The organism is Chryseotalea sanaruensis (assembly GCF_003990915.1).
Taxonomy (GTDB): domain Bacteria; phylum Bacteroidota; class Bacteroidia; order Cytophagales; family Cyclobacteriaceae; genus Chryseotalea; species Chryseotalea sanaruensis.
This window is the reverse complement of the sequence record NZ_BHXQ01000006.1, coordinates 51,859-75,445: the sequence shown is the minus strand read 5'-3', so window position 1 is coordinate 75,445 and position 23,587 is coordinate 51,859. Positions and strand designations below refer to the sequence as shown.

Annotated in this window: 22 protein-coding genes and 1 tRNA gene; 13 read left to right on the top strand and 10 right to left on the bottom strand. The window is 39.4% G+C overall.

Features of this window, described 5'->3' with window-relative positions; all coding sequences use genetic code 11:
- Positions 1 to 23: 23 nt before the first annotated feature.
- Positions 24 to 1,328: a c-type cytochrome gene (locus SanaruYs_RS15980; RefSeq protein ID WP_246011925.1), complete on the bottom strand. Its 1,305-nt coding sequence runs from the start codon at positions 1,326 to 1,328 to the stop codon at positions 24 to 26.
- A 136-nt stretch (positions 1,329 to 1,464) separates the two neighbouring features.
- Here SanaruYs_RS15980 and SanaruYs_RS15975 point away from each other — a divergent pair, with 136 nt between their 5' ends.
- Both SanaruYs_RS15975 and SanaruYs_RS15970 read left to right on the top strand, forming a co-directional pair.
- Positions 1,465 to 2,034 (top strand): hypothetical protein, encoded by a 570-nt coding sequence (locus SanaruYs_RS15975; RefSeq protein ID WP_127123599.1) that lies wholly within the window; start codon positions 1,465 to 1,467, stop codon positions 2,032 to 2,034.
- Positions 2,031 to 3,050, top strand: a complete 1,020-nt coding sequence (locus SanaruYs_RS15970; protein WP_127123598.1) for a cyanophycinase — start codon at positions 2,031 to 2,033, stop codon at positions 3,048 to 3,050. Before SanaruYs_RS15975 ends, SanaruYs_RS15970 begins: the two co-directional genes overlap by 4 nt.
- Before the next feature lie 197 nt (positions 3,051 to 3,247).
- Here the strand turns inward: SanaruYs_RS15970 and SanaruYs_RS15965 are convergent, their stop codons facing one another.
- Both SanaruYs_RS15965 and SanaruYs_RS20475 read right to left on the bottom strand, forming a co-directional pair.
- Entirely contained in the window at positions 3,248 to 4,057 is an 810-nt protein-coding gene (locus tag SanaruYs_RS15965) for a TIGR02757 family protein (protein WP_127123597.1), read from the bottom strand.
- Positions 4,017 to 4,811, bottom strand: coding sequence for a M23 family metallopeptidase (locus SanaruYs_RS20475; RefSeq protein WP_127123596.1), 795 nt, complete (start codon positions 4,809 to 4,811; stop codon positions 4,017 to 4,019). The genes SanaruYs_RS15965 and SanaruYs_RS20475 overlap by 41 nt, the downstream gene beginning before the upstream one ends.
- 35 nt (positions 4,812 to 4,846) lie before the next feature.
- Between SanaruYs_RS20475 and SanaruYs_RS15955 the strand changes: the two genes are divergently transcribed.
- The 4 genes from SanaruYs_RS15955 (at position 4,847) to SanaruYs_RS15940 (ending at position 8,154) form a co-directional block, all read left to right on the top strand.
- Positions 4,847 to 6,232 (top strand): serine hydrolase domain-containing protein, encoded by a 1,386-nt coding sequence (locus tag SanaruYs_RS15955; protein WP_127123595.1) that lies wholly within the window; start codon positions 4,847 to 4,849, stop codon positions 6,230 to 6,232.
- On the top strand, positions 6,232 to 6,930 hold the full coding sequence (locus SanaruYs_RS15950; protein WP_127123594.1) for a tRNA1(Val) (adenine(37)-N6)-methyltransferase: 699 nt from the start codon (positions 6,232 to 6,234) through the stop codon (positions 6,928 to 6,930). Before SanaruYs_RS15955 ends, SanaruYs_RS15950 begins: the two co-directional genes overlap by 1 nt.
- A gap of 143 nt (positions 6,931 to 7,073) precedes the next feature.
- Complete coding sequence (locus SanaruYs_RS15945; RefSeq protein ID WP_127123593.1) at positions 7,074 to 7,649, top strand: YceI family protein; 576 nt, start codon at positions 7,074 to 7,076, stop codon at positions 7,647 to 7,649.
- Between the two features lie 64 nt (positions 7,650 to 7,713).
- Positions 7,714 to 8,154, top strand: a complete 441-nt coding sequence (locus tag SanaruYs_RS15940) for a MarR family winged helix-turn-helix transcriptional regulator (protein WP_127123592.1) — start codon at positions 7,714 to 7,716, stop codon at positions 8,152 to 8,154.
- Positions 8,155 to 8,257: 103 nt separating this feature from the next.
- On the opposite strand, the gene SanaruYs_RS15935 is transcribed toward SanaruYs_RS15940, so the two are convergent.
- A complete protein-coding gene (locus SanaruYs_RS15935; protein WP_127123591.1) occupies positions 8,258 to 9,982 on the bottom strand; it encodes a M3 family oligoendopeptidase in 1,725 nt (574 codons plus the stop codon).
- A gap of 39 nt (positions 9,983 to 10,021) precedes the next feature.
- Between SanaruYs_RS15935 and SanaruYs_RS15930 the strand changes: the two genes are divergently transcribed.
- The 5 genes from SanaruYs_RS15930 to SanaruYs_RS15910 all read left to right on the top strand — a co-directional run bounded on the left by SanaruYs_RS15930 (position 10,022) and on the right by SanaruYs_RS15910 (position 13,214).
- A complete protein-coding gene (locus SanaruYs_RS15930; protein ID WP_127123590.1) occupies positions 10,022 to 10,270 on the top strand; it encodes a CBU_0592 family membrane protein in 249 nt (82 codons plus the stop codon).
- On the top strand, positions 10,270 to 11,247 hold the full coding sequence (locus tag SanaruYs_RS15925; RefSeq protein WP_127123589.1) for an SMP-30/gluconolactonase/LRE family protein: 978 nt from the start codon (positions 10,270 to 10,272) through the stop codon (positions 11,245 to 11,247). Before SanaruYs_RS15930 ends, SanaruYs_RS15925 begins: the two co-directional genes overlap by 1 nt.
- The gene (locus SanaruYs_RS15920; RefSeq protein WP_127123588.1) at positions 11,247 to 12,233 is read left to right on the top strand and encodes a cation diffusion facilitator family transporter; all 987 of its coding nucleotides are present in this window, start codon (positions 11,247 to 11,249) and stop codon (positions 12,231 to 12,233) included. The genes SanaruYs_RS15925 and SanaruYs_RS15920 overlap by 1 nt, the downstream gene beginning before the upstream one ends.
- Positions 12,234 to 12,361: 128 nt before the next feature.
- Positions 12,362 to 12,679, top strand: a complete 318-nt coding sequence (locus SanaruYs_RS15915) for a DMT family transporter (RefSeq protein WP_127123587.1) — start codon at positions 12,362 to 12,364, stop codon at positions 12,677 to 12,679.
- A gap of 91 nt (positions 12,680 to 12,770) precedes the next feature.
- On the top strand, positions 12,771 to 13,214 hold the full coding sequence (locus tag SanaruYs_RS15910) for a DUF2214 family protein (protein WP_127123586.1): 444 nt from the start codon (positions 12,771 to 12,773) through the stop codon (positions 13,212 to 13,214).
- An 8-nt stretch (positions 13,215 to 13,222) separates the two neighbouring features.
- Here the strand turns inward: SanaruYs_RS15910 and SanaruYs_RS15905 are convergent, their stop codons facing one another.
- Positions 13,223 to 13,936 (bottom strand): GNAT family protein, encoded by a 714-nt coding sequence (locus SanaruYs_RS15905; RefSeq protein WP_127123585.1) that lies wholly within the window; start codon positions 13,934 to 13,936, stop codon positions 13,223 to 13,225.
- Between the two features lie 65 nt (positions 13,937 to 14,001).
- Positions 14,002 to 14,400: a hypothetical protein gene (locus SanaruYs_RS15900; protein ID WP_127123584.1), complete on the bottom strand. Its 399-nt coding sequence runs from the start codon at positions 14,398 to 14,400 to the stop codon at positions 14,002 to 14,004.
- 233 nt (positions 14,401 to 14,633) lie between these two features.
- Here SanaruYs_RS15900 and SanaruYs_RS15895 point away from each other — a divergent pair.
- Positions 14,634 to 14,707 (top strand) — tRNA-Ile (locus SanaruYs_RS15895).
- A gap of 833 nt (positions 14,708 to 15,540) precedes the next feature.
- On the opposite strand, the gene SanaruYs_RS15890 is transcribed toward SanaruYs_RS15895, so the two are convergent.
- The 4 genes from SanaruYs_RS15890 to SanaruYs_RS15875 form a co-directional block, all read right to left on the bottom strand.
- Positions 15,541 to 16,017: a hypothetical protein gene (locus tag SanaruYs_RS15890; protein WP_127123583.1), complete on the bottom strand. Its 477-nt coding sequence runs from the start codon at positions 16,015 to 16,017 to the stop codon at positions 15,541 to 15,543.
- A 118-nt stretch (positions 16,018 to 16,135) separates the two neighbouring features.
- Positions 16,136 to 19,435, bottom strand: coding sequence for a DUF7948 domain-containing protein (locus SanaruYs_RS15885; RefSeq protein ID WP_127123582.1), 3,300 nt, complete (start codon positions 19,433 to 19,435; stop codon positions 16,136 to 16,138).
- Positions 19,432 to 21,996 (bottom strand): ABC transporter permease, encoded by a 2,565-nt coding sequence (locus SanaruYs_RS15880; RefSeq protein WP_127123581.1) that lies wholly within the window; start codon positions 21,994 to 21,996, stop codon positions 19,432 to 19,434. The genes SanaruYs_RS15885 and SanaruYs_RS15880 overlap by 4 nt, the downstream gene beginning before the upstream one ends.
- A 104-nt stretch (positions 21,997 to 22,100) precedes the next feature.
- Complete coding sequence (locus SanaruYs_RS15875) at positions 22,101 to 22,790, bottom strand: ABC transporter ATP-binding protein (protein WP_127123580.1); 690 nt, start codon at positions 22,788 to 22,790, stop codon at positions 22,101 to 22,103.
- Positions 22,791 to 22,927: 137 nt separating this feature from the next.
- On the opposite strand from SanaruYs_RS15875, the gene SanaruYs_RS15870 reads away from it, so the two are divergent.
- The gene (locus SanaruYs_RS15870) at positions 22,928 to 23,539 is read left to right on the top strand and encodes an arylesterase (RefSeq protein WP_127123579.1); all 612 of its coding nucleotides are present in this window, start codon (positions 22,928 to 22,930) and stop codon (positions 23,537 to 23,539) included.
- Positions 23,540 to 23,587: the final 48 nt, after the last annotated feature.

Below are 23,587 nucleotides of genomic sequence, written 5' to 3'. Positions count from 1 at the left end.
CGTAGTAAGTTGATTTTCAGCTATTAATAGTGACACTTAGCACATTCCAAACCACCAATGTCTTCCACTTTCATCGCGCTCTTGCTCGACTTGTTGTGAAGTTCTACCAGTTTATCGTAATAGGCGTTGCCTTTTGAGTTTACATCTGTTTTTCTATGACAGTCGATACACCAGCCCATTGTTAATAATGAGTGCTGACGAACAACTTCCATTTCTTGTATAGGTCCGTGACAAGTCTGGCATTCTATACCACCCACATTTACGTGTTGTGCGTGATTGAAATAAGCCAAGTCAGGCAGGTTGTGAATTCTAACCCACTGTATAGGGGTATTATTATCGTAAGCAGCCTGGATCTTGCTGAGTTCAGCTGTTCCATAAAGCGCTCCTTCTTTAATCTGATTGTGGCAGTTCATACAAACATTTACGGAAGGAATAGTTGCACTCTTTCCTTTAGTTACACCTGTATGGCAATACTGACACTGAATTTCATATTGACCAGCGTGAATCTGGTGAGAGAATGCAATAGGTTGCTTTGGTGCGTATCCCTGTTGAACGCCAATTGAGAACAAGCCATTGATCAATGCTTTAAATCCAAGTGCCACTACAAAAAAGATAACGATAAATGAAAATCCTGCACTTTTTAAAATGCTGTTAGAAGTGATAGGAGAATGTACCAGTTCCTTGTCTTCTGCACTTAAATCCTTCTGATCGAGGAATCGCTTTAAAGCAGAAACCAAGAAACCAAGGATTACAACCAGCAGAACAAGGATTAGTACAAGACCTGCAACTATAGCATTTAAATAAGAAGAAGGAATGCCTGAACCAGCATCACCACTACCACCCGCTGCTGCAACAGGAGCTGCTGCAACAGGAGGACCTTTAATAGTTTCAGCTTGTACATAGGCTAAAATCTGCATGATCTGCTCATCCTTTAAGCCGGAGAAAGCAGTCATCTGTGTTTTGTTATATTCGTTATAAAGGTTTACTGCATAGGCATCACCAGAAGCAATAAGACCTGCAGAGTTTTTAATGAATGATTTAATCCAATCTATAGATGGAGCACGGTTGTACACATCAGCCAAAGCAGGACCAATCAGCTTTTGGTGAACCCTGTGACAGGTTTTACAATTCGCGTTAAACAGAGACTCACCGGCACTGATCGCAGCTGGATCAGCGGGAATATCTTGCGCGAAAGAAATGGAACAAAGAACCGTTAATAGGAGCGACAGGAAGGTAAACTTTAGTGTCGCAAGTTGAGTATGCTTTGTCATGTCTGGTTTAGTGTCCGGTTGTAAAGCAGAAGCCACAAATCTACTATCAGAAGTCATTTTTTCAAATTTATTTGACGTTTTAGGAACTCTTTCCAAAAACATTCTTCACGTTTTTTTCGGCAGCGAAGGTACGCTTACATTGGTGTGTTGAAATGCCTAAAATGTAATTTAGAATCTTTATAAATTATTTGTTATGAGCCCATTTGAGTACGTGAGTGTATTGATTTCAATCATACTTGGTTTAGGAATTACAGTGATCCTGACAGGGCTTGCCGACATTATTAAAAGGTGGGAAATGATCAGTATGTACTGGCCTTATGGTGTTTGGATGCTGATTGTCTTTGTGTTACACATACAGGAGTGGTGGATAACGTATAGCCTACGGGCAGAAATGACCTGGACTTTACCACTGTTTCTTTTCATCATTACCTACCCTATTGTACTGTTTGTACTTGCCCATTTACTCTTCCCACAAAAATGGTCGAAGGCAGGTCTTGATTTGAAACAGCATTATTTAAACAACTACAGAAAATACTTTGGTGCTGCGCTTTTACTTGTGGTAATCAGCATCTTACAAAATCATTTTGTTTTAGATTATGCAATTGAAGAACAGTTAGGACAATTTTTTGTGGCCTTTGTCTTCCTTACCTTACTGGCTTTAAAACAAATTCCTGAAAAAATGCATGGTGCGCTGGCCATACTCATGCTGCTCTTACTAGGCATTAGTTTTATTTTTAATCCTGATGAATTAATTCTGAAATGAAAAAAAGTACAACCCTCATATTCAGCATTTTACTTACTTTTTCAGTCTGTCAATCGCAAGATGAAGTAGTAAACCTGAAAAATAGTCTTACCACCCATAGCCTTGGGTTGGTTGGCTCATCAGAAGACGTTGTAACGGAAAGTTCCTCCGGCATCGTATTAATGGGAGGCAGTACTGACGTTGAAGATGCATTACGCTGGATGATTAAAAAAAGTGGTGGTGGCGATTTCGTAATCATTCGATCTTCAGGCTCAACAGGTTATAATGACTACATCTACAATTTAGGCGGTTTAAACTCTGTAGAGACATTCCTTTTGGATAGCCGTGAAAAAGCCAACGACCCTGCTGTGGGTAAGCGCCTTCGTGAAGCAGAGGCAGTATTTATTGCCGGTGGGGATCAAAGTAATTACGTGAAATTTTGGTCTGGCACAGAAGTCTCTGCGGCCATTCAATACCTGGTTGAAGAAAAAAAGATACCGATTGGTGGCACCAGCGCAGGTTGCGCTGTTTTAAGCGAGTATGTGTTTGATGCCAAAGAAGGTTCTGCCCTTAGCGATAAAGTTTTATTAAATCCTTATCACACTACCGTCAGCCTCTCCAAAAGTTTTATTAACCTCCCCTACCTTAAAAATGTAATAGCTGATCAACATTATTCGCAAAGAGGTAGAGAAGGAAGACATATGGTTTTTATGGCCAGGATGATAAAAGATTTCGGAATAACCAACGCTAAGGGTATTGGCGTAGATGAAAAAACAGCTGTTTGCATTGATGAAAACGGTAATGCTATAGTTTATGGATCAGGTAATGCTTATTTTATTCAAAGCAAGGGCCTACTTCCAGAAAAATATGAAAACGCCCAGCCCCTGCAATGGAATCATAATCAGGAAGCACTTTCTGTAAAAATTGTTGCAGGTAATACAGCGGGCAATCCTGCCTTTAATTTATCGCAATGGCCAACCGCTGCTGATCAGTATTGGTATGTAGAAGAAGGTGTTTTAAAGAGAAGGAACAATTAGAAGTAATCTCAAAAATACTTCGCACCTAAAAAATCACGTCATTACTAGGAATTGGGCTGGAATGTGCGGTGGATTGACGAAGCAATCTATCTATGATTCTTTAAAGCAAGCATCTAGATTGCTTCGCATTCCCTAGCACAAACCCTATCCAGGAGGCTTACAATGACGAGTCCTCTTACTTTTGAGATAGTCTTTAATCACTTCAATTTTGACCAACCTTCTTCAATGCCTAGACCAAAGAGGGCGAAGTCATATTTAACAGGATCAAGCGGATCAAGTTTACGCAAGTTGGCTGTCAGCTCTAATGCTGTTTGCCAATCAGTAGGTTTACGTTTGATCAATTTCAACTGACGGGCTACACGCTCAACATGCAAATCGCAAGGACAAATCAATTGCGCTGGTTGTATCTTTTTCCAAATGCCAAAGTCTACACCTTTCTGATCATTGCGCACCATCCAACGTAAATACATACTTAAGCGTTTGCAGGTTGACTTGCGCTCAGGGGTAGGCACGTGTTTCTTTGTTCGGTGTGGAGCATCCGCCAAGCTGAAAAATGTATGGTGGAAATTAATAAGTCCCTTCTCTATTGTTTCCTCTTTTTTATCTACTGCAAAAAGTGTTTCCAACGATGCATGCTTTTTATAATGATGAGAAAGGAATGCCAAAAAATAAAGTGTGTCAGTAGCATTAAAAGTTCTGTGCTTGAAAGTTGTGAAGGCCTTCAAGTCATTTTCTGTGTGATGCAACATGAAATCGTGGGGAGCATTGTCCATTCTGTTTAACAGATCGGTACACTTATTTAATACCGTAATGCGTTGGCCCCATGCCAGCATGGCCGCAAAAAAGCCTGCGATTTCTATATCCTGCTTCTTTTTAAAACGATGCGGGATACTAATGGGATCATTTTCAATAAAGCCCGGTTGATTGAATTTATCAACCTTTTCATCTAAAAAAGACTGAAGATCACTAATACGAACTGCCTTCTTTGAGCTCTTCGATTTTGCCATTGGCTAATAAAAATTTAGTAGGCACTGTTAGTTTCGCACCATTACCTGGCAAAAGTACTTCAAAATGTAAATGTGGTGCACTACTCCAGCCGGTGTTACCACTTAAGCCGATAAGATCCCCCTTTTTCACCTGCTGCCCTACTTCTACACGGACACCGTTCTGCTTCAAATGAAAATAATTGCCAAAGGTGCCATCGCTATGATAGATGAGCACAAAATTTCCCTGATCAATAAAATCACGCGAAGCTCCACCCCTATTAGAATCCTGTTTGGTTTTAATTACTATACCCTCCCTGGCAGCAACAATGCTTGTGCCTTCTGGCATTTCAAAATCAAGGGAATGTGTTTCCATATGCGAAAACTTACCAAAATAGCCTTGCATCAGTTTGTGCTGACGTGAAGAAGTATATGGCAATAAATATGGATAGTTGTCCTCATGCTTAGTACTAATTAAATTACCTTGATCGAAGCGATATTGAAACTTGTAACCCCAGGATTTTGCATTGGCTTTACGTTTGATCGCCATTAAAAATTGTTTTGTCGCCAGTGGTTCTATAATAAGTCTAGCCGGCAAGGGTATTGAGCTTTCCATGTTATTGAAGACCTCAAACTTAACTTCTACTGTATAGTGACAATGGTAAGGGCTGCGGGCATAAAAATTTATCGTAGTATCTGTTTTCTCAGAAAAAACTTCAACATCCTGTGCTGCTAAGCTGATGGGTAAGAGTACAATTAAAAAAATAAGATACTTCATATAAATTTCCCTTAGCTTAGTAAGACGAAAATAATATGAAAAAGTTCATTAAGGTTACTTTACTTTCCCTGATTGGTATTTTGCTACTTGTTGTACTTGTAGTGGTTTATAGCTTCACTCCTATTATGGCTGGCATGGCTGCCAAAACTGTTTGCTCTTGTGTATATGTTTCTGGCAGAACTGTAGAAAGTGTTCGGGAAAAAGAACTCACTGTTTTTCCAACCTTATCCAGTGCCGGCCTTGAAGTAGATACCAGTGACTCTTCTGTTACTGCCACTGTATTGCTGGCTAAAGCAAAAGCTATCTATAGAAAGGGTTTGGGTTGCACTTTGTTAGCAGAACGTAGCGAAGAAGAGGTGAGATCACAGCAAATTAGTTTAGCACAAGCACCAGCTTATTTACAGGATACGCTCGCCTGGCCAATGGGTAATCTCTTATTGGATTCTATCGCTACCGACATTGATAAAGAACGCATAGACAAAGCGTTGGAAATTGCTTTGATTGAAACTGATTCCGCTAAGCCTAAAAATACATTGGCCGTAGTTGTGTTATATAAAGGACAACTCATTGCTGAGCAATATGCTGATTACGTTACACCACAAACGAAACTGATGGGCTGGTCTATGACCAAGAGCATTACCAATGCTTTAATCGGTTTGTTAGTTAACGATGGCAACCTTCGTGTTGAAGACCCTGCTCCTGTTCCTGAGTGGAAAGACGATGCGCGTGCCCGCATTACTGTAAACAATCTTTTACAAGCCAGCAGTGGTTTAAAGTGGTCAGAGACTTACTTCAATCCTTTTCAGGATTTTCATCAGATGTTTATCTACAGTGATGATAAAGGTGCATATGCCGCCAGTCGTCCGCTGGTTCAACAACCGAATACACACTTTCAATATTCCAGTGCATCCACCAATATTATGTCGAGAATGATTCGCCAACAGTTGGGTGATACACTTTACCATCGTTTTCCGTATGAACGACTCTTCTACAAAATCGGTATGTTAAACACCGTGATAGAACCTGATGCATCGGGTACTTTCGTTGGCTCCTCTTACAGTTTTGCTACCGCACGCGACTGGGCACGATTCGGTTTACTCTATTATAATGATGGTGTGTGGAATGGTGAACATATTTTACCAGAAGGTTGGGTGAAATATACGACCACACCTGCAACCACTCCCCCACTTGGAGAATATGGTGCACAATGGTGGTTGAATGCCGGAGCCAAGGACAATCCGCAAAACCGAAAATACCCTGATCTACCACAAGATGCTTACTGGGCAGATGGTTTTGAAGAGCAATTTGTAATGGTGATTCCTTCGGAAGATTTAGTTATTGTACGATTAGGTATATCGCATCATGGCTTTGATATGGTGAGCATGGTGAATGAAATCATCGCTTCCCTGCCGAATGATTAATGTTTCGCTTCAAAAAATTTAATATTGAAGACAATCGCTGCGCACATAAAGTGGGCACAGATGGGACTTTGTTAGGTGCGTGGGTAAACGTACATAACGAAAAACATTTACTCGACATCGGCACAGGCTCTGGTTTGATTGCACTTATGATGGCTCAAAGAAGTGCCACTGATACTCGTATAGATGCGCTTGAGTTTTCAATGCCGGATTATAGTCAGGCGAATGATAATGTAAAACACAGTCCGTGGCCAACTAAAATACAAGTGCATCATAAACGCTTGCAGGATTTTGAGACCCTGAAGCGCTACGATCATATTGTAAGCAATCCACCTTATTTTAATAACAGCTTTAAGCCACCAGTAGCCAGTCGCGTTGCACCCAGGCATACAGAGACCTTATCTTATACTGAACTTCTTGAGCACAGCAAACGCTTGTTAACTAGTACAGGCAAGTTGAGTGTAATCTTACCCTATACTGAAGGCTTGCAGTTTATAAGATTGGCCGAGACCTTCCATTTATACCCAAGCAGACAATGGGGATTCAGGGCGAGAAAAGAAAAACCCATAGAGCGGTGGTTGCTTGAATTTTCTCAACAGCAAGAAAATGTGGATGAAGGTGAAATACTGCTTTACGAGCAGGACGATGAATGGTCGCTGGACTATAAAAGACTTACCCGAGAGTTCTATTTGAAATTATGATTTTAGACTGTTCCAATTAAGATTTTTTCCCTAACAAAATAAATAGATACTGATTATCAGCACTTTATATTAAAATAATTATATGTTTGAACATATATGTTTAAACATGTGTTATACTTGCACCAACAAAACACACAGAAATTATGAAAAAGATTTATGCAGTGGTTGTCGCTCTATTTGTAGCCGCAACCGTTTCAGCGCAAACCACCTGGAACATCGACAAAACACACTCAAAGATTGGTTTTAGCGCTACGCACATGGTAGTTGCAGAAACTGAAGGTACTTTCAAAGATTTCGATGCCACCTTAATTAGTAAGGCTGACGATTTCAATGGTGCTGAAGTTAGCTTCACTGCTAAAGTAGCTTCAATCAACACTGAAAACGAAAAGCGTGATGGTCACTTGAAGTCAGCTGATTTCTTTGATGCTGAAAAATTCCCTGAAGTATCTTTCAAAGGCACTTTGGTAAAAGAAGGTAACAAGTACAAGTTGAAAGGTGATTTCACTATGAAAGGTGTAACCAAGAAGGCTGAGTTTGATGTAGTCTACGGTGGTTCTATTAACACTGGTCGCGGTATGAAAGCCGGTTTCAAGTTAACTGGTATCATTAACCGTCAAGATTATGGTGTAAATTGGAGCAGCACTTTAGCTGGTGGCGAAATGGTAGTAGGTGATGATGTGCAGATCAGCTGCAAAATTGAATTAGATAAAAAAGCTTAATTGAGCTTTACGGCAAAGCGGAATGGCAATAGCCGATGTTCCGCTTTGCCTATTTTAACAAATCATGAAAATTGAAGAAGAAATAAAGCAAAGCAAGTTTAAGACACCTTTACAAAAGGCGCTCTTGAATTTGATCTATACCGCTAACTGGTTGCAAAGCAAGCAACAGGATTTCTTCAAACCTCACGGCATCACTGCCACACAATTCAACATCTTAAGAATTTTAAAAGGTCAGCACCCGAATAGTATTTCAGCCACTGAAATTAAATCGCGTATGCTCGACCGTAATTCAGATGTATCCCGCTTATTAGATCGTCTGGCTCAAAAAAATCTCATCAATAAAAGTACCTGCCCTAACGACAGGCGTGCTGCTGATGTAACCATTACTGAAAATGGTTTAGCACTCCTCGAAAAAATAGGTTTCACGGTTGATGATAATGTGATAGCATTGAATGAGCACGAAGCTGCTGAGCTAAGTGATTTGTTGGATAAGTGTAGGGGGTAAGATTTTAGAATTGAAATTTTAGATTTTACGCTTCACGTTTCAAGCTTCACGCTTCATGCAATGCATGTTTCAGGCAACTAGATTCCAACCTCGAACCTCAAACCTATAGCTTGGATAACTCAGTTTTTACAAAATCCATTAATTCCTGAATGTAGGCTTTGCTGAAATCGAAACGGATATTGGCTGCTTTGTACACTTCAGGTATTGAGCGTGTGTAACCCAGCTTCAATGCATTTTGATAACCTTCTAATCCTTTCTTTTTGTCAATCTTGTAATTCCGCCAAACAGCAATGGCGCCTAATTGTGCCATACCATATTCAATATAATAAAAAGGCACTTCATACAAATGCAACTGCTTTTGCCAGAGATAATACTTATTCTCTTCCAAACCACTCCAATCAGTATGTGTGTCGGCAAATGCATCCGCTATCTTAATCCAGTTTGCTTTGCGCTCTTCGGCTGTGTGATTCGGATTCTCATAAATCCAATGCTGGAATTTATCAATGGTTGCCACCCAGGGTAAAGTCTCAATAATATCTTCGAGGTGCTCACGTTTAGCACGTTTCAATGATGCTTCGTCTTTAAAGAAAACATCCCAATGATCCATGGATATTAATTCCATTGACATGGATGCCAACTCTGCTACTTCAGAAGGTGTAGATTTAAAATCATTTAATTCCAAATCGCGGGTCAGGAAATTGTGAATGGCATGCCCACCTTCGTGCATAATGGTTACCATGTCGCGTAGTGTTGACGTTGCATTCATAAAAATGAAAGGAACCCCTACTTCAGCTAAAGGATAATTATAACCACCGGGCGCTTTACCTTTTCTTGATTCTAAATCGAGATGCCCCATCTCTTTCATAATGGCTAAGCACTGACCTAAGAAAGGGTCTAGTCTTTTAAATACTTCAATGGTTTTGTCTGTCAGGTCTTTGCCATTTTCAAATACTTTCAACGCATCAAGTCCTTCGGGGTCAACTGCTTTATCCCATGGACGTAGCGCCTCTACTTTAAGTTTTTCTTTCCTGTCTTTGGCCAGCTCGTTAAGCATAGGCACAACCTGCGCCTGAATAGAAGTGTGAAAATCAAAACAATCTTTTGGTGTATAATCAAAGCGACCCAGTGCTTTGAACATGTAATCACGAAAATTATTAAAGCCTGCATTGCTTGCCACCTGGTGACGCAACCCGATTAACGTAGTGAAAAGCGCGTCTAACGTTTGTTTGTCTTGTAGTCTGCGCTGCGCAATTTTATGGTAAACTTCTTCCCGCTTCTTCCTGTCTGTCGACATTAGAATTACTGCTGCCTGTTGCAGGGTTAGTTCTTTTCCGTCAACCTCCACCGCCATAGCTCCCGAGATCTGCGCATATTTTTGCGTCTCTGTGTTGATTTCTGTAAACAACGGAACATTTTCATCACGAAACAATTCAATTTCTTTCTTAAGGCTACGAATCATGATATCATAACCCACTTCTTGCTCTACTTCTTTTAGGTAAGGCGAGGCAGCTGCTTTTTTATTCAACTGATCAGCTATGGGCGCAATCTGAGGTTGTATATTAACAATAAAATCCTGATAGGCTTGACTGTAGGCTTCATTATCGGTGTAGCAAGTCATATTGATGTAACGCCACGCCATATCTTCACTAATAACCGACTCCAGTTCACTTCGATGATGAAACCACGTACGTAAATCTTGCACTGATTTCAATTCTCGGTTCAACAAAGTATCAAAATATGGTTTTAAGTTTTCCCAGGTTGTAAGGGTAAAATCTTCTGGTAAGAACGTGCGCGCAGGGCGTTTCAATACTTCTACAACTTCAGCCATTTTTCATTACATTTAACCTCTGCAATCTAAAATAAAATTGTGAAACTACTCATTGACATTATCGGTTGGACGGGATCTTTTATGGTTGTAGCTGCATACGGGCTGAATAGCTATCAAAAAATAAAATCAGACTCCTTGATTTTTCTATTGTTCAACTTTTTGGGAGGTGTCTTTCTTATTCTTTACACTTATTATATCGAAGCCTTTGCCAGCACTTTCCTCAATGTGGTGTGGGTAATTATTGCGATTCCCGCCTTAATTAAATTTTCTAAACAAAAAACTGCTTAATGAAAACCTACTATTTTTTACTCTTACTTGTATTGTTGGCCTGCGAAAGCAAAAAAGAAGTTGGCAGCATCGAAAAAACTGATGAAGGGCTGGATGCGATTATCAAACCCGGCACAGCGGTAGAATTATTAGCAGAAGGTTTTGTGTGGAGTGAAGGACCTGTCTGGGTTGAGAGCGAAAAGATGTTACTCTTTTCGGATGTGCCTAAAAACAACATTTACAAATGGACAGAAAAAGACGGACTGAGCGAATACTTAACGCCCTCAGGTTATACGCAAATAGAAGAAGGTAATGCTGGAGAAGGATCGAATGGTCTTTTGTTAAATGCGAGTGGTCAACTAGTTATTTGTCAACATGGCGACAGACGAATGGCATCTATGGAAAGTCCTCTTAATAATCCATCAGCTAATTTCAAAACCCTTGCCGCTACATTTGAGGGGAAACGCTTTAACAGTCCGAATGATGCTGCCTATAATACTAAAGGTGAATTGTTTTTTACTGACCCACCTTATGGTTTATCTGATCAGGATAATGACAAGGCTAAAGAAATAAAGTTTAATGGTGTCTATCGGTTGGATAGACAAGGCGTTGTAAGTTTATTGGTCGATAGCTTAACAAGACCAAACGGAATTGCTTTTATAAACGACAGCACCTTTATAGTCGCTAATTCCGACAAAGACAAAGCAAAATGGTATGAGTATAGTATTAGGCAAGACAGCATAATAAGCGGTAAAGTTTTCTATGACGCCACTACCAGTGCACAAACAGAGAAAGGTTTACCTGATGGATTAAAAATTTCGTCAAAAGGTATTGTATTTGCCACCGGACCGGGTGGCGTTTGGATTTTTGATGTAAACGGAAAACTCTTGGGTAAAATTAAAACTACGATGGCTTCTGCAAACTGTGCTTTAGATGCTGAAGAGAAGACACTCTACATCACTTCCCACAACAATCTCCTTCGCGTTCAACTTCAGTAATGCAAACAGCACAACAAAATATTCGCATACAGTGGTGGGTAGCCATTCTATCCATTACGCTTCTGCTTATTAAATTAATTGCCTATTACTTAACACACTCTGTTTCTATTTTAACTGATGCCCTGGAGGGTATTGTCAATGTAGTTGCCGGCTTTGTCGGACTTTATAGTTTATATGTTTCAGCTAAACCTCGCGACACAGATCATCCTTACGGACATGGTAAGATTGAATTTATTTCCGCCAGTTTAGAAGGTGCGATGATTTTTTTAGCAGGTTCGGCCATTTTATTTCAGGGTGTAATGTCTTTGTTTAATCCTGAACCACTCCACCAACTTGACATCGGCATTTTATTAGTATCAATCACTGGCGTTATCAACTTTATTGTTGGTAAGGTTTGCGTTAATAATGGTAAGAAAAATAATTCATCGGCACTTATCGCCAGCGGTAAACACTTATTGTCCGATGCTTACTCCACTCTGGCTATCATAATTGGTTTGGGCTTGCTCTATTTTACTCAATGGCAGTGGGTAGATAGCATAGTGGCCATTGGTTTTAGTTTTTTCATTTTATATACAGGTTTCAGTATTGTTAAAAGTTCATTGGCTGGCATTATGGATGAGGCAGATGAAGCCTTATTGAAAAAACTTGTTGATGTGCTGGAGAAAAACAGAAAAGAGAACTGGATTGATTTACACAATGTCCGCATCATCAAATATGGTAGTACGTTACATTTAGATTGTCATCTTACAGTGCCCTGGTACCTCAATGTACATGAGGCACATAAAGAAATTGATATATTGGCAGCACTGGTTCGTCAAGAGTTTGGTGATTCGCTAGAGCTATTTGTCCATTCCGATGGTTGCCTGGATTTTTCTTGTAAAGTCTGCGAGAAAAAAGATTGTCCTGTGCGCAAACATACTTTTGAAAAAAGAATAGAATGGGATTTACATAATTTAGTGAGCAATGAAAAGCATAAGGTTAATTAATTTCAAATTCCAAATTTCAGATTAAAGATTAAAGATTAAAGATTTGGGATAAATTAAAAAATATCCACCTGGAGAAGAAAGTTTACATAACAAATACCAACACATCTAATCTGAAATTTGAAATTTTTATGTCGTGGATATATTTAATGATAGCAGGTTGTTTTGAGGTTGGCTTCACCACCTGTTTAAAACTCTCTAACAATTTTACCAACTGGAAATGGAGTGTTGCTTTCTTCATCTGCATTTCACTCAGCTTTCATTTTTTAAATGAATCCATTAAAACCATTCCACTGGGTACTGCTTATGCCGTATGGACAGGTATTGGTGCTGTTGGCACCGTACTCATTGGTATTTTTATTTTCAAAGAGCCGTCAGATTTTTGGAGAATCTTTTTCATTATGCTGTTGATCGGTTCCATCATTGGTTTAAAACTCGTCTCAAAATAATAATCAAATGTCGTTTGGTCTCACCTGCAATCCGCTCCAAAGGAGAGGATGGATAAAAAAGCTCAACTAAAAGCCAATAAAACATTAATCTATGACACTCGAAATATTTCTTCGCTACATACACTTCGTCAGCATCTTTGCCATTGTAAGCTCGTTGGTTGCAGAACATCTCTTACTCAAAAAAGAAATGACGCCTGCAGAAATTAAACGACTTTCAAAGATTGATGCTGTTTATGGTATTGCCGCACTTACTTTATTAGGCGCGGGCTTAACACTTTGGCTAGGCGAGCACGGCAAGCCTGCTGCTTTCTATACTAACAATTGGGTTTTCCTATTGAAAGTTGGACTGTTTACCGTTGTGGGATTGTTATCTATCTACCCTACCATTTTCTTTCTGAGCAAACGAAAAAGTTCAGAAGAGAAAATAGTAATTCCTGCTATACTTGTCTGGATGGTAAGAATGGAATTATTACTCTTGTTTATAATTCCATTGCTAGCAGGACTAATGGCCAAAAGCGTAGGATACTTGGGGTAAGCTTTACATTACTCGGATTTAACAGGCCATGGAAAAGATTCATACACCAATAACTGATCATTGAATGCTTGCCAGTCTGCCGATACTGGATTAAAATATTCAGCTATAGATTTACCTAGAAATAGTTTGTAATCCATTTTACTATTACCAGCTACAACATAACCAGGATAATAAAGTAGAATACCAATCGACTTAAGGTATTCTAAGGTATGCAAGATCAAAAGTTTCCCCGGACTATAATAACCATAGACAGGATTAAAGAAATGTAAAATAGATGCTGCCGTAGTTTTACCCAAATCGAAGTAACCGGCAGCGATTAACTCATTACCGAAACGTAGTTCAATTTGCATCGTATTAAAAATAGAAACATCATCAGGCAAGTCGCCAAACAAACCTTCTTGTATACTTGCTGCCGCTTCAAAATCAACTTCACTTAAATATTGCGCATGCAATTGCAACAATTCATCGTTCGGTGTTTCATAAGGGCGAATGCTTACCGAGAAAGCAGCTGATTTTTTCAGCAAGCGCAGATGACTTTTCCGCAACTCAATTGAAGAAACATGATAACGCAACCAATGCACCCGATACACCTGATCGAGTTGAATGTGTGAAGTGGTAAAAATATCCTGATGCATTCTATACCAACCCAAGCCAAGCAATTGGTCTAATTGCTCACCCGACAATACTGCGGGCGACAAACGTTGGTAATAAGGTTGAATCACAAGACTTATATCTTACGATACAAGTCTACGCAATGCTGATAAGAATTACAATGAAAGCTTAGTGCTTACTCTTCAGTGTCAATGGTGTGGCAGACCTCATGCAATCTTATTTTATAATGTTTTTGACCTTTATAATTAACCATGGCCAGACACACAGCACAATTACTATTGAAATTTTCTGGATCAAGTTCCGCATAAAAAATTTCTTGCTGCGGCTCACTATTGCCTAAGGTAACTGCATCGGGTGCGTTACACTCTAAAACGGCTAAAAATACATTTTCCTCATTACCCACCGATTCACCATAACCATAAAAGCGGCTATCCTGAATTTGAAATACAGCATTTCCACAAATACTACGCAATACCTTAACGGGTATACATGTTTTGGAAGCAGACAATTGTTCGTCTTGGCAAGAAGCACTCAATAAAAAAACAGAGACAATCAGCAGAAGGGCATTTTTCATAATATTCAACTTTCACCTATAGACAACCAATTAAGGCAAAGGGTTGTAAGGCCCCGTAATTTGAAATGCAATGTTGTTTAGTTAAGCCTTTTAATTGGCCTCACCTCCAGTCCTCTCCAAAGGAGAGGATGAATGTGGAAGCTTAACTAAGCAACATTTAATTTGAAATGTCGAATTAATAATTGTTCAATTTGCCGAATCTGAGCAAAACCGCTATTATTGCAGCCCGATTGGGGCCTTTAGCTCAGATGGTTAGAGCACCTGACTCATAATCAGGTGGTCGCTGGTTCGATCCCAGCAAGGCCCACTGATAATCAAGCACTTACGAAAGTAAGTGCTTTTTTGTTTTCAAGGGCTTTAAAGTTCATGGCAGCCCTTCGTGCCTCAGGCCGGGCTATTCGCTGCAATCTTTTTGCGCCACCACACTAGCCCCTCAGCAAAAAGGATTTCCGCTGCTATCCCTGCTGCGAATTTGAGTGTAAAAATAATTTAGAGTTAGGTAGAAAGACTAATTAGCAAAACTTTAATGCGGGATTACAAATCCCTTATCATTTGCAGTTCGACATGCGCTGCGCTAACATGTCGAACAGCAGGTGTGCCACAGCAGGTGTGCCTATAGTTCGCTTAGGCAACTTACCTATATAACTACTCTTTGATTGTCTGATTTTTAAATTCTCATCAAGTAATAAGAACTCAATTGAATTGCAGTCTGTGTCAGTACATTTAGTGTACTCACCATTTAAACCATTGCAAAAAAAACTACCAATGATATATTCATATATTTTCTTCAATAAGGATACATGCTTTTCAATCTCTGTTCATACCACGGATTTCCGAGTATATTCCAAATAGGGTCGTTGAATTTACCTTTTAACACGCTCTTCCGAATTTGTAATTCGGAAGCCCCATCAAAGGGTCTGCAACCCAAATTTAATACAGCATTAAAATAAAAGGCAGTATTCAGAAAAGCAAAATTTGAAGTGTTACTCTATTTAAATTGCTATGACGAACAATAATACGCTAACTCTATAAAGTACTTCTTATAAAAGATAAGACGGATTAAAAAATCCTCAGATATTGCTTCCGAATTACAAATTTGAAAGAGCCCTCAAAGTCGTATTAAGCTCTTTGCAGCTAAAACTATTTATTCGGAAATCTCATTCCAATACCAAGGGCAAAAGTAACACCACTCTGATCTTCCTCAAATGGCCCTATTTGAATAGTGGGAGCCCCAATAGTATGGCCAATAGCAATATCTATAAATGAAGTTTTCTCTTTACCGAGATCTACCATATAACCAACCATAAAGTTTCCACTCTTGACAGATTCTATAGGGTCATCATTTATTTGATATGTGCCTGACACACCATATCCCAGATTAAAGTACAACGATTTTATTGCAAGCTGACCTCCTATCTCGTACCCGACTATACCATTCCCCATTAATCCCAGACCTACCAAGAGTCCAGAATTACGATATCCCAAAACAGTTTTTGTGCCAAATCCTCCGTAGTTCATTCCAACACCAAGGCCTACATTAACATACGAATTAGGTAAGTCTTGAGCGTTAGCAGCACAAATAAATAAGGAAAGAATAATGGTAAGTATTATTTTCATGAAGAAATAGTGATTTAGATTTAAGTTACTTTCTGCTATTATTTTACTTGTTATAAAGTTTTGTTGCTATCCTAAATTTTTCCTTCAATCAGTTTTTTAATCCTTTCGCTTAAATACACTACTTTATCAAATGCAACCAATCTTTACAAGTAGCATAACCTTCTATGGTTACTTCATAAAAATAAACTCCACTGACTAAATCCTCTCCTGACCAGTCATACTGATAGTTGGTATTTTCATAAACGATAGTACCCCAACGGTTGTAAATAACAACTGATGTACGTAAACCTGCATCTGCTGGCGTGTCTCCTGCTTTGCCATACCAAATCATAAACACATCGTTCTTGCCATCTTGATCTTTGGGCGTAATTACGTTCGGCATAAATACCGAACGTATATCAACAACTTCCTCTTGTTCAAAAACACAAAAGTCGCGTTGAGCGATAAGCTTTATGTTATACAGACTATCACTTTCAAAACTATGTTGTACTTCCGGTAAATCACTTTGTTGGCCATCACCAAAACTGAAAGTAAAAGTATAATCTATACTATCGGCTTGTGGATTGATCACCTCAATACCTGGTCTGTCTAAACAATTAGCGGTACGTTGTAGCTTAAACTCTGGCACAATAGATGGTACTACTTCAATGTTAACCGTATCTTTTCTAATGCAGCCAGAGACTTCTTGCAGGGTAACGTAATAGCTAGTGCTTTGTGTTGGATTGATATTAGGGTTTTGTGTATTGAAAGCCTCCTTACCATCTTTGCTTACCCATGTATATTGCGCTGCACCACTTGCCTGCAGTTGGTAATTATCACCTTCACAAATAGCATCATCATCCTGCACTGCTGATTGAGCAATAGCAACCAGAATTGTTTTAGTGGCAACATCTTGCACCTTGCAAGTACCCTGATCAATAGCTGTTAGTGTCACTACATATGTGCCGGGGGATTTGTAAAAGTAAGTAAAGCTACTTGTGTCGGTTAACACCCTTGTTTCTCCATTTCCTAAATCCCACTCAAAAATTTCACCACCTGTACTGAAATTCTGAAAAATGATTCCGTCTGGAATACACAGTCTATTAAATCCCGGAAGGTTTCGTGCTTCGTTATTCGTTTGCGATCGAGCTGTTAAAGAAGAAAGATCAAACTTAAATGCAGCATTATTACAATTCTGGCTGTTGTTTAATCGCGACCATGCATTGGGAGTTGTCCTGAAATCATCCGCTCCTCCTCCACAACTAGCGCATACTGCATGATAAACAACTCCACCTTTATCAAAACGACTTGTACCACCATCAACATGCGTGAGCGTTTGAGTACCACCTAAATATGTTCCGTATAATACTTCAGATGCATCAGCGGTTAATACAAGAAAATAAAAATCATTTCCTGTTGTTGTCGTTTGCAATGCATCGGGCGTAATCGGCAAATTTCTTGTATTACCTGTCCAAAAGCCCTGAGAAGCATTAATGCCTCCACCCCAACCTGCTACATAAATATTATTACAGTCATTTACTAAAAAGGCTGTTGGGGAAATGTTAGGAATTGGTGTACCTGAACCAAAAACAGTCGAGTATTCAAGGGAAGATAAGTCGCTACTAAATTTTTGTATAAACTGACCACTATTCGGCACACTAAAAACACCTGCTGTAACAGGAAAATTGCCAGTGGTTTGGCCGTACACATAAATGTTATCCTCCACATCCAAATCAACAAAATAAATCTGGTCATAGGAATTAGTTCCTGTATAGGTGGCGGCCAACAAAGTACTACCTGAATTATCAAATTTTGCAATCCAACCGTCAACGTTCCCGCCAATATTTTCTTGATATGCACCAACAGTGGTTTCAAAATCGTTACTACTAGTCCCACCTGCCACTATCAAATTTTTATCCGTATCAAATTTTATTGAGTAGGCTGCATCAGAAGATGATCCACCAATACTTGTTGACCACTCCAGCACAGAAAGATCTGCATTCATTTTAAATAGTATTGCATCTGAAATCCCGCCCTGATAAGCAGTATTAACACTATTTAAAAAAGGAAAAAGGAATGAAGAAGTTACTGATGCTACATATACATTGTCAAACTCATCAACAATAATATCTCCGCGTTGGTCATCTCCGTAATTTTTTAATAATGATCCTTCTCTTGCGTTCAACCCATCATTCTCAAAACCTCCCACATAGGTTGATGAAAGCAATACACTACCATCTGAACTTATTCGGGATATGGTAATATCACTCCCATTTGGATATTCAATAGTAGTGGGGTTTATATTATTTCCCCCTTGAAAGTTTTTAATAAATGCATTTTCTGATGTAGGAAAATTTAATGAGCTCGTTGTACCTAGCACTATTAACTCATCGTTGTTATTAACTAACAGGCTGTGCGGAGAATCTGAGCTTGCGCCTCCTAAATAGGTTGCAAACAATAATTGACTGCCTGTAGAATCATATTTAAAAATTGCGATATCGTAACCGCCAGCATTGTTCATTTGAAAAGAGCCCTCGGTTTTCGAAAGCTTACCAGTCAGGTTTTGTCCGTACGTATCACGTACTACACCACTCGAGTATAGCGTCCCTCTTTCGCCAGGCGTTGCCGTGCTTCCCCAATTATCTGCAGTAGCACCGGAGTAGGTTGAAAATATCAATAAGGGATCAATCACCAAATCAAAACATGCATCATAGCCATCAGGAAATTGATAGCGCAAAACACCGTCTTCTAAAACAAAGTCTACCGGAATTTCAAAGCGATAACCGTTTTTATCCTGATAAGCATACGGCTTGCGTTCAATTACATCAGCAATAGTTGTGGTTGCATAAACGCTACCCGCCTGAATATAAAGCGAATCAAAACCCTTATACTGCCATTGTATTTTTGATGGATCCTCACCTGCTTTAACAATCCAATCGTACTTAGCGTTTGGCCCTGATGAATAAATGCGAAGATCAATTCCTTCATAAAATTCAGGATATAAAACACTTTCGTAAGCATAGGCTTCGGATGCCCAACGTTTAGCATCTGATCCCAAAAAGTAATTATAGTATTCTGCAGATCGACCTGATGCAATTGGTTTAACTGAGCACGTACCTAAAAAAGAAAGCGTTGTATTCCAAGCATCAATGCAAGTCTCTTGAACACTTACATGGCCACTCTCCGCAAGCTGAGAAAGCTTTCGCTGATGATGTTGTTCATTAATTTGCTGATAATTGACAAAGTTGAATGCAAAACCGTTTTTGCTTAATGAAAGAAAACCGCCATTAATTTTGGCGCGATAAAACAAATCTTCGTCCCATTGATTTTTATTCTCGATAAACTTAAGACCTGGCTTTTCAGTTGCATAGGTCGTATGCAGCATCAATAAACAAAACGACAGAAAAACAACTTTCAAAATTTGAATCGTCCTAATCATGTTTCTTTTCGCAATACCTGCAGGGGCGGTGTTCGCACAATATCGCGCAAATTAAGCCAGCCCAAAAGCATTGTTAAAGATACAATTCCGGCAACAATCCATACTAATTCCAGAAAGTCAACGGCAAAGGTTATTTCGAAAAAATAGGTGGTAAGTAACCAACTACCTCCAACCGATAAAATAACACCGGTTAAAGCCGCAAATAAGCCAAGGTAGGCATATTCTATAAGTGTAATCTGCGTGATATGTCTGCTTTGTGCCCCAACAGTCCGAAGCAAAACATTCTCTTTTATACGCGCAAATTTGCTATTGATAATTGCTCCGGCAAGCACTACCAAACCTGTCACAATGCTGAAAAGTGCCAAAAATCTTATTACAAGCCCAAGTTTATTAAAGAGTGCCTGTACCGTGTTTAAAATTAAACGCAGGTCAATCAAAGAAACATTCGGATATGCCATAACCAACTGTTGCTGGAAACGGTTAGCCGCCTGCTGATCGTCAATGCGTGTTGTGGTTACAAATATTTGTGGAGCGTTTTCTAAAACCCCTGCTGGAAATACAAAAATAAAATTTGGCGGATCTTCTGACCACTCTACTTTTCGAATACCAGCAATACGCACTTTTAGCGGCACCCCTTGTATATCAAACACAAGCGAGTCTCCCAATTTTACATTCAGGTTTTCATGCATACCTTCTGAAATGGTAACCCACACAGAATCTTTTCCGGAGATGCGTTTATGTAGCTCCCCTTCAATTAATTCTTCTGATTTATGTAAGCTGTCCCTATAGGTAACCCTATACTCCCGTGTAAGCGCCCAATTTGAAACACTATCAGTTGTATCATTTTGTAAGCTCTCCACAGATTTTCCCTTTAGCTCACTTAATCGACAAGTAATGATTGGCACTACCTGATTTACGGGCAGTTTATTCTCTTCCATCAATTTAACCACACCATCTTTTTGCGGTGGTTGTATGTCAAACATAATGGTGTTCGATTGGTTTTCGTTACCAGTAAACTCCACCTGACTTAGCATACTTTGTTCAACCGTATTCAGCGTGGCAATAATAAACGCGCCTAACCCAATACTTACCATCAGCATTTGTGTCTGATTATTCGGCCTGAATAAGTTAGCCAAGGCATGCCGCCAGACAAAGGGTGCCTGACTAGGAAAAAATCTCTTGACTGTCTTTAATAACAACCACGCTACACCTGATAAGGCTGCGAGTGCAAAGGCGAGACCCGCAAAGAATAAGGCGCCTGTTAACCAACTCTTGGTTTGGTATGCTGCAAAGGAAAGCGGAAAAATAATAATAAGTAAAATCGCCACCATTCTCGTTTTAGACCAAACACGAGTGGCCTGGGAGTCGGCACGTAACACTGTTAATGGTGGAACAAAGCGAATAGCCACCAGTGGTAACATTGAAAATAGTACCGATACGATTGTGCCGATAATAAATCCCATGAATAATGAAGTCCAGGAAATATTAAAAGAGACTTCCATTGGTAGATAACCCTTAAACAAAACAGGAATTAATTGTTGTATCCCAATACCCGCAATGGCACCAAGGGCACTTCCAATTACACCAAGTATAAAAATTTGTATAAAGTATATGGCAAATGCCTGCCAGCCCGATGAACCAATACAACGCAACACGGCTACCTCATCGCGTTTCTCTCTTGCATAAATATGAACTGCACTGGCCACACCAATACAGCCAAGAATGAGTGCCACAAAGGCTAACAAAGAGAAGAAACGGTAAACAGAACTAAAGCCACGCCCCAAACCTTCCTTTCTTGCCTGTACGGTTTCATAAGAGTACCCATACTTTTTTGAAAGGGGTTCAACATTTTTAATAAGTTGCGTAGTTTCTTCCTCAGTATTTGTTTTAATGTACATGCTGTAGTTAATACGACTACCAAACTGTACAAGCCCTGTTGAGTCTAACTCTCCTAATGAAATATAAACAGATGGTGCAAGCGTTGCGGCTAAACCTCCTCCTCCAGGTATTTTGGTAACCACACCTGCTACCGGAAAATAGGTATTCCCAATTTTAATCGTATCGCCACTACTTACTTCATACTGACTGGCCAAAGCATCATCCATAATGGCGAACTTTCCTGTCTTCATTTGCTCGTAAGCATTTTCCGGACGTGTTAGCAATTCACCGTAAAATGGAAAATCTCCTTGTAGTGCAACCAATCGAATTAACCGAGTGTACCCTGTGTTTTTAAACAACACCATCGAAGATAGTTCCGCCTCTCCCGCTAATGAAAAATTCGAATCAATAGCTTGTACTACTTCACCTTCAAATTGTTTAGTCGAATTAAGCACCAGATCTGCTCCCAACAATTCTTTTGCATTGCGTTCAATATCATCCTGTAATGAATTATTGAGTGAGTCTAAAGCCACCACAGCTGCTATACCCGTAATTAGGGATGCCATAAACAAAAACAGGCGTGAATAATTATGCCTTGCATCTCGCCATGCCATGCGCCACACCCACGCATCGGTAAACAGGTTTTTAACCTCTCGCTTTATTTTAATGCTGTATTCGATCAAGGTAGTTGATGTTTTTTGTTCTCTATATTTAGAAATTTGGCTTTAGGCTTCATGCCTCAAGCTGCAAGCGCATCATTGACAATTGTCAATTTTCAATTATTAGCTTATTCATTAATTGTATCCTCAATTAGCTTTCCGCCCTTCATACGCAAAATACGCTGCGTCATTTTTGCCAACTCCAAATTGTGTGTAACCAAAACAAGCGTTGTCTGTTGTTCGCGATTCATACCAAAAAGTAAATCTGTAATGTGTGAAGCATTCTCTTCATCCAAATTACCTGTAGGCTCATCTGCAAATAAAATTTTTGGTGAAGTGATAAAAGCCCTTGCCATCGCCACACGCTGTTGTTCACCACCTGATAACTGAGTAGGGTAATGATGCATACGATCTTTTAAACCAACACGCTCCAACAATTCTTTTGCCTTAGAGGCAACATTCCTTTCACCCCTCAATTCTAAAGGCACCATCACATTTTCTAAAGCAGTTAGTGTGGCCAACAATTGAAAATTCTGAAATACAAAACCTACATATTGATTGCGCAAATAAGCCCTGTCGTCTTCACTCATGTTATTTAATTTAAAACCCATAAGCGATAAGGTTCCAGAGGTGGGTACGTCTAACCCGGCACATAAGCCTAACAAAGTTGTTTTACCACTACCTGATGGGCCAATAATGGCAAGAGAATTGCCTTGTTCTACCTGAAAAGATACAGCATCCAGTACAGTGAGAGGTCGATCGGCTGCCTGATAGGTCTTGGTGAGCAGGTGGGCTTCTAAAACATGTTTTACAGTCATGCGTTAATTATTGAATAAAGATTAAAGCGTAATTGAGTACAATTTGTTGCATTTTGTGCATCAAAAGCACAAAAGATACAGTTAATTTGATGAAGGTGAACCAATTAATTGCCTAACACACATAACCAATTTTATACATGGTCGCAAAAACCCTACTCTTTATTGCAAGCGCATTTCTTCTACAAAGTACCACTTCAATAAAAACAATACTGTTCTTTGGTGACAGCCTCACAGCAGGCTATGGTTTATCAACAGAAGAGGCATTCCCTGCGCTTACTGAAAAACTACTTAATGAAAAAGTTAAACAATGCAAAGTTATCAATGCAGGATTAAGTGGTGAAACGAGTGCAGGAGGCCTGGCGCGTATCGATTGGATATTGAGACAGCCTGTAGATATTTTTATTCTTGAGTTGGGTGCCAACGATGGACTTCGCGGTTTACCACTTGATCAAACTGAAAAAAATCTGCAAGCCATCATCGATAAAGTAAAAAGTAAATACCCGAAAATTAAGGTAGTGCTTGCTGGCATGATGGTGCCACCCAATATGGGAAAAGATTATAGTGCCGGGTTTCAAACCATTTATCCACGATTAGCAAAAAAAAATAACGCCACCCTTGTCCCATTTATACTTGAAGGTGTAGCAGGAATAGAAAAATTGAATTTACCTGATGGCATACATCCTAATCCGGAAGGACATAAGATTGTTGCAAAAAATTTAACAAACTTTTTAAAACCATTGCTAAAATAGTATATTTAAGAGATGGGCAAATGTTGTGAATGTCCACACTCACTAAAA

What these genes read in the sequence shown, in the direction of transcription:
- SanaruYs_RS15975 (WP_127123599.1), top strand. Translation starts at nt 1,465, where the DNA reads ATGAGCCCATTTGAGTACGTGAGTGTATTGATTTCAATCATACTTGGT.
- SanaruYs_RS15935 (WP_127123591.1), bottom strand. Translation starts at nt 9,982, where the DNA reads ATGGCTGAAGTTGTAGAAGTATTGAAACGCCCTGCGCGCACGTTCTTA.
- SanaruYs_RS15875 (WP_127123580.1), bottom strand. Translation starts at nt 22,790, where the DNA reads ATGACTGTAAAACATGTTTTAGAAGCCCACCTGCTCACCAAGACCTAT.
- SanaruYs_RS15900 (WP_127123584.1), bottom strand. Translation starts at nt 14,400, where the DNA reads ATGAAAAATGCCCTTCTGCTGATTGTCTCTGTTTTTTTATTGAGTGCT.
- SanaruYs_RS15980 (WP_246011925.1), bottom strand. Translation starts at nt 1,328, where the DNA reads ATGACTTCTGATAGTAGATTTGTGGCTTCTGCTTTACAACCGGACACT.
- SanaruYs_RS20475 (WP_127123596.1), bottom strand. Translation starts at nt 4,811, where the DNA reads ATGAAGTATCTTATTTTTTTAATTGTACTCTTACCCATCAGCTTAGCA.
- SanaruYs_RS15885 (WP_127123582.1), bottom strand. Translation starts at nt 19,435, where the DNA reads ATGATTAGGACGATTCAAATTTTGAAAGTTGTTTTTCTGTCGTTTTGT.
- SanaruYs_RS15920 (WP_127123588.1), top strand. Translation starts at nt 11,247, where the DNA reads ATGCAAACAGCACAACAAAATATTCGCATACAGTGGTGGGTAGCCATT.
- SanaruYs_RS15910 (WP_127123586.1), top strand. Translation starts at nt 12,771, where the DNA reads ATGACACTCGAAATATTTCTTCGCTACATACACTTCGTCAGCATCTTT.
- SanaruYs_RS15955 (WP_127123595.1), top strand. Translation starts at nt 4,847, where the DNA reads ATGAAAAAGTTCATTAAGGTTACTTTACTTTCCCTGATTGGTATTTTG.
- SanaruYs_RS15970 (WP_127123598.1), top strand. Translation starts at nt 2,031, where the DNA reads ATGAAAAAAAGTACAACCCTCATATTCAGCATTTTACTTACTTTTTCA.
- SanaruYs_RS15915 (WP_127123587.1), top strand. Translation starts at nt 12,362, where the DNA reads ATGTCGTGGATATATTTAATGATAGCAGGTTGTTTTGAGGTTGGCTTC.
- SanaruYs_RS15940 (WP_127123592.1), top strand. Translation starts at nt 7,714, where the DNA reads ATGAAAATTGAAGAAGAAATAAAGCAAAGCAAGTTTAAGACACCTTTA.
- SanaruYs_RS15870 (WP_127123579.1), top strand. Translation starts at nt 22,928, where the DNA reads ATGGTCGCAAAAACCCTACTCTTTATTGCAAGCGCATTTCTTCTACAA.
- SanaruYs_RS15950 (WP_127123594.1), top strand. Translation starts at nt 6,232, where the DNA reads ATGTTTCGCTTCAAAAAATTTAATATTGAAGACAATCGCTGCGCACAT.
- SanaruYs_RS15945 (WP_127123593.1), top strand. Translation starts at nt 7,074, where the DNA reads ATGAAAAAGATTTATGCAGTGGTTGTCGCTCTATTTGTAGCCGCAACC.
- SanaruYs_RS15965 (WP_127123597.1), bottom strand. Translation starts at nt 4,057, where the DNA reads ATGGCAAAATCGAAGAGCTCAAAGAAGGCAGTTCGTATTAGTGATCTT.
- SanaruYs_RS15890 (WP_127123583.1), bottom strand. Translation starts at nt 16,017, where the DNA reads ATGAAAATAATACTTACCATTATTCTTTCCTTATTTATTTGTGCTGCT.
- SanaruYs_RS15925 (WP_127123589.1), top strand. Translation starts at nt 10,270, where the DNA reads ATGAAAACCTACTATTTTTTACTCTTACTTGTATTGTTGGCCTGCGAA.